15 protein-coding genes and 1 tRNA gene are annotated in these 17,031 nt (G+C 40.4%); 8 read left to right on the top strand and 8 right to left on the bottom strand.

Annotated elements, in window-relative coordinates; genetic code table 11:
* Window positions 1-191: 191 nt before the first annotated feature.
* The 3 genes from NYE23_RS13290 to NYE23_RS13280 all read left to right on the top strand — a co-directional run bounded on the left by NYE23_RS13290 (window position 192) and on the right by NYE23_RS13280 (window position 3,445).
* Entirely contained in the window at window positions 192-1,442 is a 1,251-nt protein-coding gene (locus NYE23_RS13290) for a DUF5667 domain-containing protein (RefSeq protein WP_341078489.1), read from the top strand.
* A gap of 114 nt (window positions 1,443-1,556) precedes the next feature.
* Window positions 1,557-2,303: an RNA polymerase sigma factor SigI gene (gene sigI / locus NYE23_RS13285; protein ID WP_341078488.1), complete on the top strand. Its 747-nt coding sequence runs from the start codon at window positions 1,557-1,559 to the stop codon at window positions 2,301-2,303.
* Window positions 2,300-3,445: an anti-sigma factor domain-containing protein gene (locus tag NYE23_RS13280; protein ID WP_341078485.1), complete on the top strand. Its 1,146-nt coding sequence runs from the start codon at window positions 2,300-2,302 to the stop codon at window positions 3,443-3,445. Before sigI ends, NYE23_RS13280 begins: the two co-directional genes overlap by 4 nt.
* A gap of 49 nt (window positions 3,446-3,494) precedes the next feature.
* Here NYE23_RS13280 and NYE23_RS13275 read toward each other — a convergent pair whose 3' ends face one another.
* The 4 genes from NYE23_RS13275 to NYE23_RS13260 all read right to left on the bottom strand — a co-directional run bounded on the left by NYE23_RS13275 (window position 3,495) and on the right by NYE23_RS13260 (window position 7,765).
* Window positions 3,495-3,695, bottom strand: coding sequence for an alpha/beta-type small acid-soluble spore protein (locus tag NYE23_RS13275; RefSeq protein WP_341078484.1), 201 nt, complete (start codon window positions 3,693-3,695; stop codon window positions 3,495-3,497).
* Between the two features lie 111 nt (window positions 3,696-3,806).
* Window positions 3,807-5,132 carry a (Fe-S)-binding protein gene (locus NYE23_RS13270; protein ID WP_341078483.1) on the bottom strand — a complete coding sequence of 442 codons (1,326 nt, stop codon included), beginning with the start codon at window positions 5,130-5,132 and terminating at the stop codon, window positions 3,807-3,809.
* A complete protein-coding gene (glcD, locus tag NYE23_RS13265) occupies window positions 5,129-6,541 on the bottom strand; it encodes a glycolate oxidase subunit GlcD (RefSeq protein WP_341078480.1) in 1,413 nt (470 codons plus the stop codon). The genes NYE23_RS13270 and glcD overlap by 4 nt, the downstream gene beginning before the upstream one ends.
* A 105-nt stretch (window positions 6,542-6,646) precedes the next feature.
* The gene (locus NYE23_RS13260; RefSeq protein ID WP_341078479.1) at window positions 6,647-7,765 is read right to left on the bottom strand and encodes a CdaR family transcriptional regulator; all 1,119 of its coding nucleotides are present in this window, start codon (window positions 7,763-7,765) and stop codon (window positions 6,647-6,649) included.
* Window positions 7,766-7,902: 137 nt separating this feature from the next.
* On the opposite strand from NYE23_RS13260, the gene NYE23_RS13255 reads away from it, so the two are divergent.
* Entirely contained in the window at window positions 7,903-9,267 is a 1,365-nt protein-coding gene (locus tag NYE23_RS13255) for a TrkH family potassium uptake protein (protein WP_341078477.1), read from the top strand.
* A gap of 115 nt (window positions 9,268-9,382) precedes the next feature.
* Here the strand turns inward: NYE23_RS13255 and NYE23_RS13250 are convergent, their stop codons facing one another.
* Window positions 9,383-9,730, bottom strand: coding sequence for a DUF3905 domain-containing protein (locus NYE23_RS13250; protein WP_341078475.1), 348 nt, complete (start codon window positions 9,728-9,730; stop codon window positions 9,383-9,385).
* 167 nt (window positions 9,731-9,897) lie between these two features.
* Here NYE23_RS13250 and NYE23_RS13245 point away from each other — a divergent pair, with 167 nt between their 5' ends.
* A complete protein-coding gene (locus NYE23_RS13245; protein ID WP_166672519.1) occupies window positions 9,898-10,059 on the top strand; it encodes a hypothetical protein in 162 nt (53 codons plus the stop codon).
* Window positions 10,060-10,245: 186 nt separating this feature from the next.
* On the opposite strand, the gene NYE23_RS13240 is transcribed toward NYE23_RS13245, so the two are convergent.
* Window positions 10,246-11,991: a B12-binding domain-containing radical SAM protein gene (locus NYE23_RS13240; protein ID WP_341078472.1), complete on the bottom strand. Its 1,746-nt coding sequence runs from the start codon at window positions 11,989-11,991 to the stop codon at window positions 10,246-10,248.
* A gap of 204 nt (window positions 11,992-12,195) precedes the next feature.
* Between NYE23_RS13240 and NYE23_RS13235 the strand changes: the two genes are divergently transcribed.
* The 3 genes from NYE23_RS13235 to NYE23_RS13225 all read left to right on the top strand — a co-directional run bounded on the left by NYE23_RS13235 (window position 12,196) and on the right by NYE23_RS13225 (window position 15,196).
* Entirely contained in the window at window positions 12,196-12,912 is a 717-nt protein-coding gene (locus NYE23_RS13235; RefSeq protein ID WP_341078470.1) for a (Fe-S)-binding protein, read from the top strand.
* Window positions 12,913-13,049: 137 nt separating this feature from the next.
* Window positions 13,050-14,480: a LutB/LldF family L-lactate oxidation iron-sulfur protein gene (locus NYE23_RS13230; RefSeq protein ID WP_341078467.1), complete on the top strand. Its 1,431-nt coding sequence runs from the start codon at window positions 13,050-13,052 to the stop codon at window positions 14,478-14,480.
* On the top strand, window positions 14,477-15,196 hold the full coding sequence (locus NYE23_RS13225) for a LutC/YkgG family protein (protein ID WP_341078464.1): 720 nt from the start codon (window positions 14,477-14,479) through the stop codon (window positions 15,194-15,196). Before NYE23_RS13230 ends, NYE23_RS13225 begins: the two co-directional genes overlap by 4 nt.
* A gap of 67 nt (window positions 15,197-15,263) precedes the next feature.
* On the opposite strand, the gene NYE23_RS13220 is transcribed toward NYE23_RS13225, so the two are convergent.
* Window positions 15,264-15,337 (bottom strand) — tRNA-Arg (locus tag NYE23_RS13220).
* 252 nt (window positions 15,338-15,589) lie between these two features.
* The gene (locus NYE23_RS13215; RefSeq protein WP_341078461.1) at window positions 15,590-16,630 is read right to left on the bottom strand and encodes an acyltransferase family protein; all 1,041 of its coding nucleotides are present in this window, start codon (window positions 16,628-16,630) and stop codon (window positions 15,590-15,592) included.
* Window positions 16,631-17,031 lie beyond the last annotated feature (401 nt).

The following is a 17,031-nucleotide window of genomic DNA, read 5'->3' as shown; positions in this document are numbered from 1 at the left end:
TATAGAAACGTTAACCATTTTAATTATTAATGAAAAAAGCTTTGGCACACTAAACCAATTTAGTGATTGCTAAAGCTTTTTATCTTTTTTATTTAAATAATTTTTCATAACCCCCAAAAATCTCTTTCATGATTCCGTACAGTTGTAATGAACAAAGCGGCCGCTTGTGATTAAATCATGAGGTGAAATCATTGAAATTCTTATCCAGCAAAGAAGTGAATAAAATGGCAAAGAGCACACTTGCATTAGTAATTGCAGGAGCATTCACATTCTCAGGAACAGCAGCCTTTGCAAGTGAAAAAAGCGAAGAAGCAAATTTTGAAAGAGTTGAATTAAAAAATGACCAATCAGCCGAAGCAATAGCTGAAACAAACAAAGATGAAGCAGAATCCATTGACGATGCTAAAGAAAAGCTTGATGAGATTGAACCAGAAACACCATCTTTATTGCCTGGAAGCTTTTTCTACTTTGCGAAGCTGGCTTTGGAAAAAGTGAAGCTTGCTCTAACTTTTGATGATGTTAAAGAGGCAAAATTGCTTGCCGGTTATGCTGCAGAGCGTATGGCTGAAGCAGAAGCACTTTTTGCTGAAGGAAAGGAAGAAGAAGCATTAGCAGCAATAGAAAAAGCATTAGAACAGATGGAAAGTGCTGAAAACATTGTTGAAGAAGCTGATGAAGATTCTGAACAGTCTAAATCAGATGATGAGAACAGCAGTAATCTAATTAGCGAAGACGAATCAGCTGAGGATGAGGCATCTGAAGTGGATGTTCAGGCTGAGGATGATGTCGATGATGAGCTTAATTCTGATAATGACACAGTGAACAAGGAAACGGAAGAAGAAGTAAAAGAAATCCTTGCACAAAATATCATTGCCCTAAAGGCAAATCTGGCTAAGTTTTCAGAAAGGTTCGATGAAAATCATCCTGCTATTTTAGCAATGCAAAAGAATATTGCTAAGTTCTCTGAAAAATGGTCTGACCAATTGATCGGCATGGAAAAAGAATATACGGTAAATGACCAGGATGGGCAAGCTGAAGAAGAGCCTGAACCACTTAAATCTGAAGAAGCTTCTTCAGAAATGGAATCAGCAGACGATTCAGCAAAAGAAATTGATGAATCAGCTTCTGAAGAAGAAGCTGTGACACCTGCAGTTCCCGTGAAGGTGTCTAAAGAATCAAAAGATGCAGCCAAGGCTGAAAAGAATAATGCACATGAAGAAGCGAAAGCTTTAGAAGCCAATAAGAGAGCGGAAGCAAAGGCTGCACGTGAAGAAGCTAGAAAAGTAGCAAAAGAAGCACGCGAAGCAGCTGGAAAAGCAGCAAAAGAACAGCAGGCAAAGAAAGTTCAAGAAAAGCAGACTGAGGCAAAAAGCCATGCCAGTAAGGGAAAAGAGAGAGCTGAACAGGCAAAAGGCCAAGGGAAAGAGAATAAAGGCAACTAATTTTATCTGGAAAGGAAAGCGCTGCAAGGCTTTCTTTTCCTTAGCCAATAAAACCACCAAAAAAAAAATCTGGACACCGTATGGTATAATGTGTTTTGAAAAGAGGTGGGGCTATTGCTAAGCTTATTGTTTATGGCGAAGAAGCGGAAGAAATCGCTCGAAGAAACGGTAGAGTTAATACAGCAGGGAGATACAGCATTAAATAATGAGCTAATAGAGTCATATAAGCCGTTCATTGCTAAAACAGTATCATCAGTCTGCAAGAGATATATTCATGAATCTGATGATGAATTTAGCATTGGCCTCATAGCCTTTAATGAAGCTATTCAAAAGTACAGTCCTGATAAGGGAAGTTCATTGATCAGTTTTTCGGAAGTGCTTATTAAAAGGCGGGTAATTGATTATATCCGCAAGCAATCTAAATTTCAAAATCTCAGTTTTAATGGAGTCTCTAATCCGGAAGATGATGATACGACCGGTTCGGCAATAGAAGACGAATTGTCCATTGAAGAATTCAGGAAAAAAACGGATGAAGAGCTGAGAAAAGAAGAAATTATCCAGTTTACGCAAATCCTTCAGGAATTCGGCCTTACCTTCAGCGATCTGATCGAACAGTCCCCAAAACATGCGGATGCACGAAAAAATGCGATGACTGTAGCTAAGATTCTGGTTGAAAATGAAGAACTCAAAAGTATTCTCTTTGATAAAAAAAAGCTGCCGATAAAGCAGCTGGAGGGTTATGTATCTTTAAGCAGAAAAACAATAGAGAGAAATAGAAAATATATAATTGCCATATCACTGATATTAACTGGCGATTATGTCTTTTTAAAGGATTATATCAAAGGGGTGTTGGAAACGTGAAAACAGGTATAATCATGGAAATAAACGAACGTTTTTTAACACTATTAACCCCGGAAGGAGAATTTCTCCGTGCCCGAAAACAAGATCGGGCATACGCGATAGGCCAGGAAATTGCATTCTTCCCAATAGAACTGAAAAACGGAAACTTGTCTCGTCCCCTATCTATTTTTAGATTGTCCAGAGGAAAAGGATTAGTGGCAGCGGCATTTGCGATGATGCTCGCAATCGTGTCTTTTTTGCCGTTTTTGCAAAACGACCAAGTGTACGCTTATATGTCAATAGACGTCAATCCTAGTATTGAATTAGGGGTCAATCAGGAATATCAGGTAGTAGAACTCATTCCTTATAATGAAGAGGGAAAACTTATTATCCAGAACATCAAGAATTGGAAAAAGAACAGCATTCATGAAGTGGCTGACAAAATTCTCTTTCAGATAAAGAAGCAGGGCTATTTTAAGGAAAATAACGAGGTAGTCATTGCAGCCGTTTATACAGAACAGAATAAAGAAACGGATGAGCGCATTCAGAAAGAGTTAGCAGATTTAAAACAAGCGGCACAAAAAGAGCAGCTTGAGGTAACTTTACTGGAAGCAACTGAAGAGGAAAGAGAAGCTGCTATTGAAAAAGGGCTGTCAGCAGGGGTATATAAAGAAAGTAAATTAAAGGCTGACGATGACAGGAAGGAAAATTCTGAACCTGTAAATCCGGATAAACAGTCAAATAAAGAAACACAATCACCGCAAAAGCCTGCAGAAAATACCCAAAGCCAATTAAAAAAGCAGGGGTATAAAGGAGTTAATAAAGAAAAACCTGCTGTTCCGGGACAATTAAAGAAATCTGAGAACCAGCAGAATAACAGCGGGAAAAACAATGGAAATAATCATGAAAAAAAACACGATCATAAAGAAAAGAAAGATCAGGGAAATAAGGTAAAAGTCCAAAAACATCCGAATCATCCAAGCGAAAAAAAAAATAACAAGGGTAATGAAAACACAAATAACCCCGAGAGAACTTCCAAAGAAAACGATAATGAGAAAAACAGAGGCTGGAAAGGTCATGAGAAAAACCAGAAGAATAGTGACAATCCCAATAAAGGCAGCGGAAACAATCAAGGGAAGCATGATGATAGAGGAAAACGATAAAAGCAAAGTCCGGAGCATGCTCCGGACTTTTTCCATTTATATGAAGTTGTTATTGGTTATTCTTGCCGGACATTTGGGCTTGCGCTTGCTGGACAAGCCGCTTAGTAATCTCTCCGCCTACAGATCCGTTCGCCCGGGATACTGTATCAGAGCCTAATTGAACACCAAATTCCTGGGCAATTTCATATTTAACCTGGTCCATGTATTGTTCAATACCAGGAACTAAAAGCTTATTGCTGCTTCTTGCCATTGTATTCAACTCCTTTTTATTGGTCTTACAGAGTTACCATCCCTCTGTATTTGTAGTATAAATTAAAAATGAGTTTTCATAAGTGGTAATATTTCGGCATAAGCAGCATGTTTATTTTTCAAAGGCAGCCTCTAGTAGGATGTCTGCGATGTGAACTGCTTTAATCGTATGCTGCAAACCTTCCCGTTCGATCCCCAGCTTCATCTGCAGAAGACAGCCTGGATTAGAGGTCACGATCACTGCAGCATTTGCTGACTTGGCCTGAATCATTTTATGATCAAGTATTTGCATAGACATTTCAGATTCAACAATATTATAAATACCGGCAGAACCGCAGCATCTGTCTGCATCTTTCATTTCCCTGAATTCAATGCCCCTGATTGAATTCAGAAGGGTACGAGGTGCTATTGAGGTTTTCATGACATTGCGCAAATGGCAGGAATCCTGATAGGTTACAACCTGCCCCGGAAGCTCAAGGTGAACTTTTTTATGAAATTCAAGTTCATATAGAATTTGGCTGATATCTTTGAGTTTTTCCGAAAACTTTACAGCTCTTTCATGCCATTCCCGGTCATCTTTAAGAAGGTGGCCATAGTCAATAAGAAATGCCCCGCACCCTCCTGCATTTGTGATGATATAGTCTGCGTCCAGTTTCTCAAAAGCTTCTATGTTTCGCTTTGCCAGATCTTTAGCTGTCTGCTTTTCTCCGCTATGACCGTGAAGAGCACCGCAGCAAGCTTGATTTTGAGGAATATGAATTTCACATCCGGCAAGCTGGAGAAGCTTTATTGTTGCATTATTGGTTTCAAGAAACATCGTGTCCATTAAGCACCCGGTAAAAAAAGCTGCTTTCTTTACTGGCTTATCTGCTGAAAGATATGATGGCCTATTTTTCATTTCTTTTAATTTTGGTACTTGAGGAAGTACCTTTTCCATTGCAATGAGGTTTTTTGGAAGCCAATTCAGCATCCCTGTTTTTCTGGCGGCCGATTGCAGGCCTGAACGCTGATAAAAGCCCAATAGCCCTGCAGCTGTCCTCATTCTGTTCTGATGGGGGAAAAGCCCATTAAAGACCAGATTTCGAACCGCTCTGACCGGAAGTGAGTGTTTCTTATTCTGGTTAATAATATCCCTCGCTTCTTCCAGCAAGTGTCCATATTTTACCCCTGAAGGACATACAGGTTCGCATGCCCGGCAGCCCAGGCAAAGATCAAGAGATCTCTCAACATCTTCATCCGGTTCAATCAATCCGTCAGCAACAGCTTTCATTAATGCAATCCTTCCCCTTGGGGAGTGCGCTTCTTTAAAGCCTGACTCGATATAAGTAGGGCATGAAGGGAGGCAAAAGCCACAGCGCATGCAATTCAGGAGCTCATCTTCATCCATTCGCTTTTCAAATTCTTCCTGAATGATTGTCTGTTCTTTTAATGTTGTCATTGTGTAACCACCACACGTTTTCTGTTGTCCTTGGCAAAAATTTTGCCGGGATTAAGAATATTATTGGGGTCTAAGCCATTCTTTACAGCCTTCATGGCATCAATCCCTGCCTGGCCCAGTTTCAGTTCAAGATAAGGAGCTTTCATGACTCCTACTCCATGTTCTCCTGTTATAGTTCCCCCAAGTTCTATCGCCTTGATAAAAATCTCTTCAAACGCTTTTTCAACCCGTTCCATTTCATTTTTATCCCGGGCATCTGCAGGGCATGTCGGATGAAGGTTTCCATCACCGGCATGGCCAAAAGTACAGATGGAGAGCCCGTATTTTTGGGAAATTTCATTTATGGCTTTTACCATATTGGCAATTTCAGATCTTGGCACTGTAGCATCTTCAAGAATGGTTGTCGGCTTTAGGCGTGCAAGAGCCGATAAGGCGGCACGTCTTGCTGTCCTTAAGGCTTCGGCTTCTTGTTCAGATTTTGCAAGCTGTACTGATACAGCTCCTTGCTTTTGACAGATTTCAGCCATTTTTTGCATATCCTTTTCCACAACGTCAACCGGCCCATCCTGTTCGATAAGAAGTACAGCTTTAACATCAGTCGGCAAACCGATTTGTGCGAAATCCTCTACTGCTTTTAGTGTTGGCTGATCTAAAAATTCAAGCGTGGCCGGAATGATTTTGTCAGCGATGATCTTTGAGACGGATTTCGCAGCTTGTTCGAGATCCTGAAAGAGAGCAAGCATTGTCTTTTTTGCATCAGGAAGCGGAATTAACTTTAATGTGGCTTCCGTAATAATCCCTAAAGTTCCTTCAGATCCAACCAGCAGCCTGGTAAAATCATATCCTGCCACGTCCTTTGCAAGCTTGCCGCCCGTCCTGATAATGTCTCCGTTCGCAAGTACAGCTTCCAGCCCCATTACATAGTCCCTTGTAACGCCATACTTCAATCCGCGCAGTCCGCCTGAATTTTCATTGATGTTTCCGCCGATTGTGCTTATTTTCATTGAACTTGGATCAGGGGGATAAAATAGCCCTCTTGCTTCAACCTGATTAATCATATCAAGTGTGATAACACCCGGCTGTACTGTAACTGTCAGATTTTCTTCATCGAGTTCAATAATTTTATTCATATGCTTAAACAGGAGAACAATACCCCCTTCTGTGGGACAGGTTCCTGCACATAAATTGGTGCCTGATCCTCTGGGTACGATTGGAATTCCTCTGCTGCTGCAAACTTTGAGGATTTTGGAAATTTCCTGAGCGTTTCGCGGACTGATCACCGCATCGGGCATCGATTGGAAATTGGGAGTTGCATCATAAGAATAGACGAGGCGCCCAGCTTTTGAGTCATCATAATTTTCTGCGCCAACAATGGCAACTAACTTTTCTTTTATTTGAACGTCAATCAAATAGATCCTCTCCTTTTATAGCAGGCTGGCAATATCTATTCTTTAAGTATAAAAAAAGCAGGGAACCCCCTGCTATAGATAATTATACAAATATTATGATGTTTTTTAATTATTTTTTGTACCTTCATCTAATAGTTTTACAGCTATGAATAATTTCATTAAATCATTCAAATTTGACGGGTACAGTCCTGAAAGCTCTGATATTTTCTTGAGCCTGTAATGAAGGGTGTTAATATGTATATGCAGGGCCTCAGCAGTATTTTTCAAAGAGTGATTTTGCCTGAATAGCTCCTTAAGGGTAACCATAAGATCCTCTTCATACATAAATGTGCCGATGGTTCTTTCTATAAAGTCCTTCTTCGTTTCCGGAGAAAGGTCATCAAATATCATTTCAATGGTTAAATCCTGATCAAATATGATGGTGCCCCGGTCTTTTGCGATTTTTAAAGCTCGTTCTGCCTGCATAAATGATTCGGACAAACTAAAGGGGGGCAATGGTTTTCCGGTGCCGATACTTACTTTGGCAGCGAGCAGGTTTTCCAGAAAACGATGGAAGCGTGTGATCTTTTCTCTTATGCTGCGATCTTTTTCTGCTGAAGAAACCCCGGCTAAAAGGACAATTCGATCATTGCCCCAGCGAATCAGAATATCATTAGGACCTGCTTCTTTCCAGGATAAAATTCTATTCCAAAGATCACGATGCAGCAATTGGCTTGTTTGCCTGAATTCAGCGATAGATGCCTGTCTATCCACTGAGAGATTTATTTTCAGCAGGTGAGCACGTTCTTTGAAAGCGGGATCCCACTCTTTAGTCTGGAGCCAGTCAAACATAAAACCTTCCATTGCACGGGCCTGCCAGTCAAGCTGTTCTGCAAAGTAACTTTCACTGATAAACAACTCTGTCAGTTTGCGGATGATTTCTGCGAATGGGGAAATTTCATCGGGATTTCCGGTGATGCCAATTACGCCAACTGTTTCCCCTTTAAAAAAGATCGGCAGGTTAATGCCCGCTTTTACACCTTGAAGGCGTGATTGATCATTCCTGGAAATAATCAGCTTTTCTTTATGTTTTATAGTAAGCAATGCTCCTTCATGAAAATTGCCTATTCTGCGGGCGTCTGTGCTTGCAATGATCACTCCGCTGGTATTGGCAACTATGATATCTTCCTGAAGAAACTGACGAACTTCAGCTATGATTTTTTCAGCCAGATCAGGCAGCAGCATATCAAATCTCCCTTTGGTTTTTGATTTTATTATATATAAATAAAAAACTTCCTGCGAATTTTCTAATATCCCTTTTAAAAACCGGGTATATTCATTATGATAAGGGTTAGAAAAATTTTGAAGGGGACAGGTATGATATGTGGAAAGACGTAAGAAGCTGGCTGGATAAACTAACACCTGCCCAAGTAATATCAGGATATTATTTATTGGCAGTATCTGTATCGGTACTTTTATTAAGAATACCGGCTGTACATAAACCGGGAGTGGAGGTTGCATTTATTGATACGGTTTTCACTGCTGTCAGTGCAGTCAGTGTGACTGGTCTCTCTGTGGTTGATATATCACAAACATACAGTGTTTTTGGTTATTTTGTCATCATGTTCATCCTGCAGTTTGGCGGAATAGGGATCATGGCGCTGGGCACATTTTTTTGGCTCCTGCTGGGCCGCAGGATTGGATTAAGAGGGCGCCGCCTCATAATGGTCGATCATAATCAATATGCCTTGTCAGGATTAGTCAATTTAGTGAAAGAAATCATTAAAATTATATTGGTGATTGAAACGCTGGGTGCCCTCATATTGGGTTTTCATTTTCTTAAATATTATCCGGCATGGGATGATGCATTCCTGCATGCTCTGTTCGCATCTGTCAGTGCAACAACCAACGGAGGCATGGATATAACAGGAGCCTCTCTTAAACCTTATGCCGGCGATTATTTCGTGCAGCTGATCAATATTATTCTAATTACGTTAGGGGCTATTGGTTTTCCTGTTCTTATTGAATTAAAGCAATTTTTATTTCGGAATAAATGGGATCAGGAGCTTTCTTTTCGATTCTCCTTATTTTCAAAATTGACCACTGTTACGTATGCAGCTCTTCTTGTGTTTGGAACGGTTATTTTGCTCATCATGGAATTTAATCAATATTTTAAAGGCATGAACTGGCATGAAAGTTTCTTTTATGCATTCTTCCAATCCGCTACCACTCGGAGCGGCGGTCTTTCAACCATGGATGTTAACGAGTTTACAATGCCTACACTCGTCATAATGAGTATTTTAATGTTTATCGGGGCGTCACCGAGTTCTGTCGGCGGGGGCATCAGGACGACTACCTTTGCTGTGAATATACTTTTTATCTATCACTTTGCCAAAGGAAACCGGGATATAAAAATATTTAAAAGAGAAATTCATGAAGATGATATACTGAAGTCCCTTGCCATCACATTGCTTGCTATTGGAATGTGTTTTCTCTCTGTAGTTATTTTAAGCATTACTGAAAAGCAGATGGAGCTTATTGAAATTATTTTCGAGGTCTGTTCAGCTTTTGGTACTACGGGCCTTTCGTTGGGAATCACACCTGAATTATCAATGATTGGAAAATGCATCATAATGGCCTTAATGTTTATTGGAAGAATTGGATTAACCTCTTTCTTATTTATTATAGGCGGAAAAGAAAAACAGCCGAATTACCATTATCCTAAAGAGCGCGTTATTATTGGCTAAAAAAGCAGCCCGGAACATTTTTTCCGGACTGCTTTTTTTTATGGGAATTGACAATTTCCTGCAGGTAGATAAGTACGATGCGTTTCATCAACGGAAGGCGATTCCCCTTTTCTTTTCAATCTGTTCCGCGGCTGACATCCTTAGTCGGATGCATGAATGGGTAGCCTTGAGGCGGTTTTTTACTTTCAAGGAGTTCTTTGTTTTCCGTTGTATTCCAGCCTATATCATTTGTAGGATGAATCCATTCGTCTCCAGCCATAACTGCAGGATCTGTTTCAACACTCCAGTTTTCCAGCGGAGAACTGTTTGAGGAATAATGACTGTCCCCAATGGTTACGCCAAAAGAATTCTTGAAAGGAGGCTGAAGCTTCATGCCTGTGTCTTTAAAGCTCGGAGCTTCAATTTGATGCGGAAGTGTCTCGTCAATGCCAATGCTTTTATTTAATTTCTTTTCATTTGTCATAGCGGCTCATTCCTTTTTACTCTATTTTTTACACTGAAAAAAAATTTATGAATGCAAAATAAGGAAGACACAGTGAGGAATGAAACCGTGTATTTTACTAAAAATAAACCTGTGTTAAAGCTGAAAATTAATTTAACACGAAGAAATTTTCTCAGGAGGAGATTGGGATGGCCAAACGAAAAGCTGAGTATAATGCCGTTGAAAAATACAGCAAGACGCCTAAGAAGAACCTTCAGGAATCGGAGTTTTCAGCAGAATTCAGCCAGGGAGAGAATCCCATGAAAATGGCTAACCGCAACTCCAAACATGGGAGAGAGGGAAGAGCCTAGTGGATCAAAATAAACCACGAAAAAAAAGCCGGCAGAATAGCTCTGCCAACGTAGAATTCGGCATGGAGTTTGGTGATATAAATGCCGGAAAATTTTACGAGCTCCCTTTTATGAACCGTGATAAAGATAAAAAGAAAGATCGGGATAAATGCTAAAAAACCGGCAGTTTTTCTGCCGGTTTTTTCATTAATGTAAAGGACCCGAAAAGATAGAGACTGTTTCAGAACTTGAATCGAAATAGGCAAGAAGAACAGAGTCTTGCTTTTCAATTAATCCCTCGTTAATGTACCTTTCGATATCAAATGATAATCTTTCACTTAAGGTATGTTTGTATATTTCTTTTTCATTCAGCTGAAGACTTAAGAAGCTGTCTCCCAGCTGGTTTGGGTTTTCAAGCAGAGACTGGTAAAGCTTTGATCTTTCGGATTTTTCAAAGCTTGGCTGCCACCATGGTTTTCTGGGCTTATATTTTTGTTTTGAAATATAGTCAAACTTCATGAGTCCTTCGGCTATATCCAAATCAGCAATTTCTTTTGTTTGCAGAAATTCAAAAAGGCGCTTGAAAAGATCCTCAAGCTGATGCCCAATTCGGGACCAGCCTTTTTGCTCCCAATAGCTGCCGAATTCCTGGAAGAAATCGAAGGGAGTCGGAAATACTTTTGTAACCAAATATTCAACAGTTGCATCCATTCTATGGTCATTCCAATATTTTTCTAATACATCTTCGACCTGTTTAATGCGAATGATGTCATCGAAGGACAAAACATTATTTCCCAATATTTCATATGGTGAATGGTCCATATAAATATATTGATGATCTTCTGCTCTTAAGCGAAGCCCGGTGCCTCTCAGCATTTTTAAGAAGCCGAGCTGGAGCTCTTCCGGGCGCATTGCAAATACATCATTAAATGTTCTTTTGAATGAATCATAATCTTCCTCAGGCAGGCCGGCAATTAAGTCGAGGTGCTGATCGATTTTTCCTCCATCCTTAACCATTGTGACTGTTCGGCAAAGCTTGTCAAAATTCTGCTTCCTCATGACCAATTCATTTGTATAGTCGTTTGTCGACTGTACGCCAATTTCAAATCGGAATAATCCTCGTGGTGCTTCCTTATTCAGAAATTCAATTACCTCCGGCCTCATGATATCTGCAGTGATCTCAAATTGAAAGACAGTTCCCGGCAGATGTTCATCGATCAAAAATTGGAACATTTCCAAGGCATAGCTGCGGCTAATATTGAATGTGCGGTCCACAAATTTAAGGGTTTTTGCACCATTTTTCATTAAATATCGGATATCTTCCTTAATTTTTTCCCTGTCAAAGTATCGCACACCTACTTCAATAGAGGAAAGGCAAAACTGGCAGCTGAATGGGCATCCCCGGCTGGTTTCTATATAAGTGACACGTTTAGAAAGGTGGGGAATATCTTCTTCAAAGCGGAACGGTGAAGGCAGATCGCGCAAGTCCAGCTTATTCCGCTGTGGATTTATGCGAACCTGGCCGTTTTCCCTGAAAGCAAGACCATGCACATTTTCAATATTCATGGTGCTGTTCAGTTCTGACAGCAGCTGTTTGAAGGTTTCCTCACCTTCTCCGATCACAATGTAATCAAATTCCTGTACATTGTTCATCCAATCTGAAACATCATATGTCACTTCAGGTCCTCCGACTACAATATGAATGGAGGGGTCAATCTTTTTAATCATCTTAATGACCTTAATGGTTTCCTCGATATTCCATATATAACAGCTGAATCCGATCACATCAGGCTTTTTGCGGACCAGATCTGTAACGATATTCATTACCGGATCTTTAATTGTATATTCGGCTAATTCCACATCAAAATGAGGCTGAGCGTATGCCTTTAGATACCGGATCGCTATATTTGTATGAATATATTTGGCATTAAGCGTACTGGCGATAACTTTCATTTATTTCTGAACTCCCTTTTTAGCAACTTAAACATCATATAATTGTATCATATTTTTGACTGAAAAAAAGGAAGTAAAACATTGACATACGGTTGGGAAGATGAACTATACTAATTATTATAATATTTATAAAAATACAACAATTTGCATTATAACTATAGTAAGATAGTAGAATATAAAATATTTAGCTGGGAGAGGGAATAAATGAAGGTAAGTCTTTTTGCGACATGTCTGGTAGATATGTTTCAGGGGAATGCAGGCAAAGCGGCTGTTGAACTGCTCGAGCGGCTGGGGTGTGAAATAGATTTCCCGGAATCACAGGTCTGCTGCGGCCAGCCTGCCTACAACAGCGGCTATGTAAAGGAATCGAAGGAAGCCATGAAAAGGATGATCACGGCATTTGAACATGCAGAATATGTTGTTTCCCCCTCCGGATCCTGTGCCTATATGTTTCATGAGTATCCGCATGTTTTTAAAGGAGACTCAGTGTGGGAACCCAAGGCAAAAAAGCTTGCAGAAAAAACATACGAACTTACTCAATTTATTGTTGAAGTTCTAAAGGTGGACGATGTCGGGGCAAAGTTAAATGGGAAGGCCACCTATCATACATCCTGCCATATGACCAGGCTCCTTGGAGTAAAAGAAGCTCCCATGAGATTATTGAAGAATGTGAAGGGCCTTGAATTTGAAGAGCTTCCAGGCAAAGAGCAATGCTGCGGTTTTGGCGGTACTTTCTCCGTGAAAATGGCTCAAATATCGGAACAAATGGTAGATGAAAAGGTTGGGCATATAGAGGAGACTGAAGCAGAAATTCTTATTGGAGCTGACGCAGGTTGTCTGATGAATATTGGAGGCAGGATCGGAAGGCAAGGAAAACCAATAAGAGTTATGCATATTGCTGAAGTGTTAAATTGCCGCTGAGCAATAAATGGACATGCTTTCCTGCAAAGCAGCAAGACAATTTTAACCGTTTACCATTGTCAAACGTAAGCAGCCTGCCTCATCATGTGTCAGGAGGAGGTGAGGCGCTTGCGTTTTTCTTAAGGGGGAATAGAAGAATGGCTATGAAAATAGGAACAAACGACTTTAAGGATCGTGTGGATTCCGGAATAAGCAATTCCTTTATGAGAGGGGCAGTGTCAGGTGCACAGGAAAGGCTGCAAACTAGAAGGCTTGATGCTGCCGCAGAACTTGGAAATTGGGAAGAATGGCGTTCACTATCAGAAGAAATTCGCCAGCATGTACTTGAAAATCTTGATTTTTACTTATACCAGCTCAGCGAAAATGTAGCTAAAAGGGGAGGGCACGTTTACTTTGCTGAAACTGCTGAAGAAGCCTCTGCTTATATACGGGAAGTAATTGAAAAGAAGAATGCAAGAAAAGTGGTTAAATCAAAATCGATGGTAACCGAAGAGATCCATTTAAATGCCTCCTTGGAAGAGGCGGGGTGCCAGGTCATTGAAACAGATTTGGGGGAATACATTCTTCAGGTGGACGACCATGACCCGCCATCACATATTGTGGCGCCTGCCCTTCATAAGAATAAAGAGCAGATTCGGGATGTATTTACAGAAAAACTAAGCTATCAGAACACAGAAAAGCCGGAAGAGCTTGCATGGCATGCGAGAGAAATGCTTCGACACGAATACTTAACCGCCGATGTTGGCATTACGGGCTGCAACTTCGCTGTGGCTGAAACCGGTTCAATCACATTAGTGACTAATGAAGGCAATGCAGATCTTGTCACTGCTTTGCCCAAGACACAAATTACGGTAATGGGCATGGAAAGGCTGGTCCCTACTTACGAGGAAATGGAAGTGCTAGTCAGCATGCTGACTAGGAGCGCGGTTGGACAAAAGCTAACGAGTTATATAACTGTTTTGACTGGTCCAAAAGAAGAACTTGATGTTGATGGCCCCGAGGAATTCCACCTCGTCATTGTGGACAATGGCCGCTCATCGATTTTAGGAGGGGAGTTTCAATCCATTCTTCAATGTATCCGCTGCGCTGCATGTGTGAATGTTTGTCCCGTATACAGGCATGTTGGAGGGCATTCCTACGGATCGATTTATTCAGGCCCGATCGGAGCGGTTCTGTCACCCCTTTTAGGCGGCTATGATGATTATAAGGAATTGCCATATGCATCCACCCTTTGCGGAGCCTGTACAGAAGCTTGTCCAGTCAAAATCCCTCTGCACGACCTGCTTCACAAACACCGGCAGGTAATTGTCGAAAAAGAAGGAAGGGCTCCAATATCAGAAAAGATGGCCATGAAGGCTTTTGGACTGGGGGCAGCTTCACCGTCCCTTTATAAACTGGGGTCTAAGCTGGCACCGGCAGCCATGAATCCTTTTACAGCAGGCGACAAAATTACCAATGGACCCGGGCCTTTAAAGGCCTGGACAGAAATCAGGGATTTTCCAGCTCCTAATAAAGAAAGATTTCGTGATTGGTTCAAAAACCGGCCAAAAGGAGGCGGACAGCAGTGAACGGAACTATTCAGAATCGGGACGCTTTTTTAAATAAAATTGCAGGCAGACTAGGCAGGGAAAAGAGAATTTCTGGAGTTGAAAGGCCAAAGTGGAGTTATAATCCTCAGGATTCCATCTTTAAAGAAGCAGATGCAAATGAACTTCTTGAAGCTTTAAAAACACAGTGCACGAAAATACACACTGACCTTCTTGTAACAAAAGCCGCCGATTTGCCGGATACCCTTAAAGAGATTGCAGCCCAGTATGGAGGCGGTCCAGTTGTGACCTGGAAGGATGACCGTTATAGACAGTTTGGTCTCACGCAGCTATTTGAGGAGATTTGGCCAAAAGAGAATGTGGAAGTTTATGAATGGGATTATTCTGCCGGAAAAAGTAATATTGATTACGCAGAACGAGCTAATATTGGCATCACAGTCAGTGAAATTACTCTGGCTGAATCTGGAACAGCAGTCCTGTTCAGCAGCAGAGACCATGGAAGGTCAATCAGTTTTCTGCCTGCAGCTTCCATCATTCTTATTCCGAAAAGCACTCTTGTCCCGCGTATGACACAGGCTGCAAGGATCATCAGGGAAAGAGTTCGCTCAGGGGAGCTGGCTCCTTCATGCATTAATTTCATAACCGGACCAAGCAATTCAGCAGATATTGAGATGAACCTCGTTGTGGGAGTGCACGGGCCTGTTAAGGCTGCGTATATTGTTATAGATGATATATAATGCGTGGGCACCTGGCATCATAAGAACAAGAAAAAACGCCAAAATTTTGTTGGCGTTTTTTTTGTAGCGTCCCAGGCGAGATTCGAACTCACGACCTACAGCTTAGGAGGCTGTCGCTCTATCCAGCTGAGCTACTGAGACATGATGGCATAATTAAATTGTTTGCAATACAAATATGATTGGCATATCCTGTTTCTTCCTCTGCAAGCCTATACAAGAAGCAAATGCGTCGAAACAAAGCTACAGGGATGTATTTCAGTGAAGTTTACGCTTAGCTGAGCTGCTGAGACAAATAATAGAACACAGTTACTTATTATAACCGCATAATCAAAAATGGTCAATGGTTATGCCTAACAGTAAAAACCGGCCATTAATACATGACCGGCTTCTGATCTAACTAGTAAGTTTTTTACGATAAAATCTTGCATATGCCTTTGATCTATCTTTCAGCTTTTTAAGCTGTGATGTTTTCAGTTCAATGATTGGCTGTGCAAATGAAGTAATCAGTTTGCTTGAGAGAAGCAAGGTCAGCAGCAGCGATATACCGGCAAGCAGCAGGAAATTTTCCGGTTTAGTGAAAAAGCCCTGTACCTCACTTTCTCTGAATACCCGAACAAAGAACCCGTGGAGCAGATATACATAAAGTGTATTCTTTCCTAAATTAGTAAAGAAATATTGTTTGCGCGGCACAAAAGCAAAGAAGCTAAATACCATAATTAAGCTTAGGATATAAAAGCCCAATCTCGTAAAGACTGCCCCAATGGAAGCTGCCCCCATTTCAGTATATGGCTTCGATCCAAGCAGCCATTTGTAATCCACTTCAGGGTAAAGATAAAAGCCGATAAAGACTACAGAAAAAATAGCAAATGCACTAATTCTGAACTTCGGCTGGAAAAGAGCATATAAATGCTCTTTCTTTAAAAAGTATCCCAATAAAAATAAAGGGAAGAACACAAACGTCCTTGATAAACTTAGATAGTTTGAAATCCAATCAGCATATCCGACAGCAAGCCCTATGATAAAAGCAGCTGCCAGGGAGTAAACCGCTTTATACTTTGCGAAGAATAAAAGCATGATATTCCAGCAGAACATGCTGATCAGGAACCATAATGACCAATGCGGGTTAAAAGGATCCAGCTCAAAGGTGCCTTTATTATATAAAAAGTAATAAAATACGGAATAAATAACCTGGAAAATGATATATGGCAGTATTAGCTTTTTGGCAATTTTCTTTATATAGCCTTTTTTATAAAAGCCTTTTGCAAAAAAACCGGATACCAGTATAAATGCCGGCATATGGAACGTATAAATCACTTTATATACTGTATAAATTGTCTCGTTATCTTCAATAAAAGAGCGGAGCAAATGCCCGAAAACGACAAAGAAGATCAAGATAAACTTAGCATTGTCGAAGTAAAAGTCACGTTGTTTCATATGTCCTCCTCTATTAAAGACCCCCAAAAAAATACTCTCTCTGTCTTTACCCACTTTAACATGAAGCAAACTTCATTTCTCGTGTAAATAGGAGGTTATATTTACAGAAAAAGTAAATTAAAAAAGTATTGAAATGACTGTACCATACAAATTAAAACTCTGTTATATATAAAAAACGGCAAACAACTCATATATTATAAGGATGCGAAAGTTTTTTCAAGTCTGTTTCAAAAATTTTGAAACGATTGTCATTTTTGTTTCAGATAAATAGTAGCAGTTCGTTTAGAATGCCAAGCTTTAAAAATCTATACTAAAGAAATCATAAAGGGAAAAGCCAGAAGACGTGCCAGAATAAGATAAATTGGAAAAATAATCTTCAAATGTCTTTTTTGTTCTATTAT

This window comes from Cytobacillus sp. FSL H8-0458 (assembly GCF_038002165.1).
Taxonomy (GTDB): Bacteria; Bacillota; Bacilli; order Bacillales; family Cytobacillaceae; genus Cytobacillus.
The sequence above is the reverse complement of the archived record's forward strand: the minus strand, read 5'-3'. Positions and strand labels throughout refer to the sequence as shown.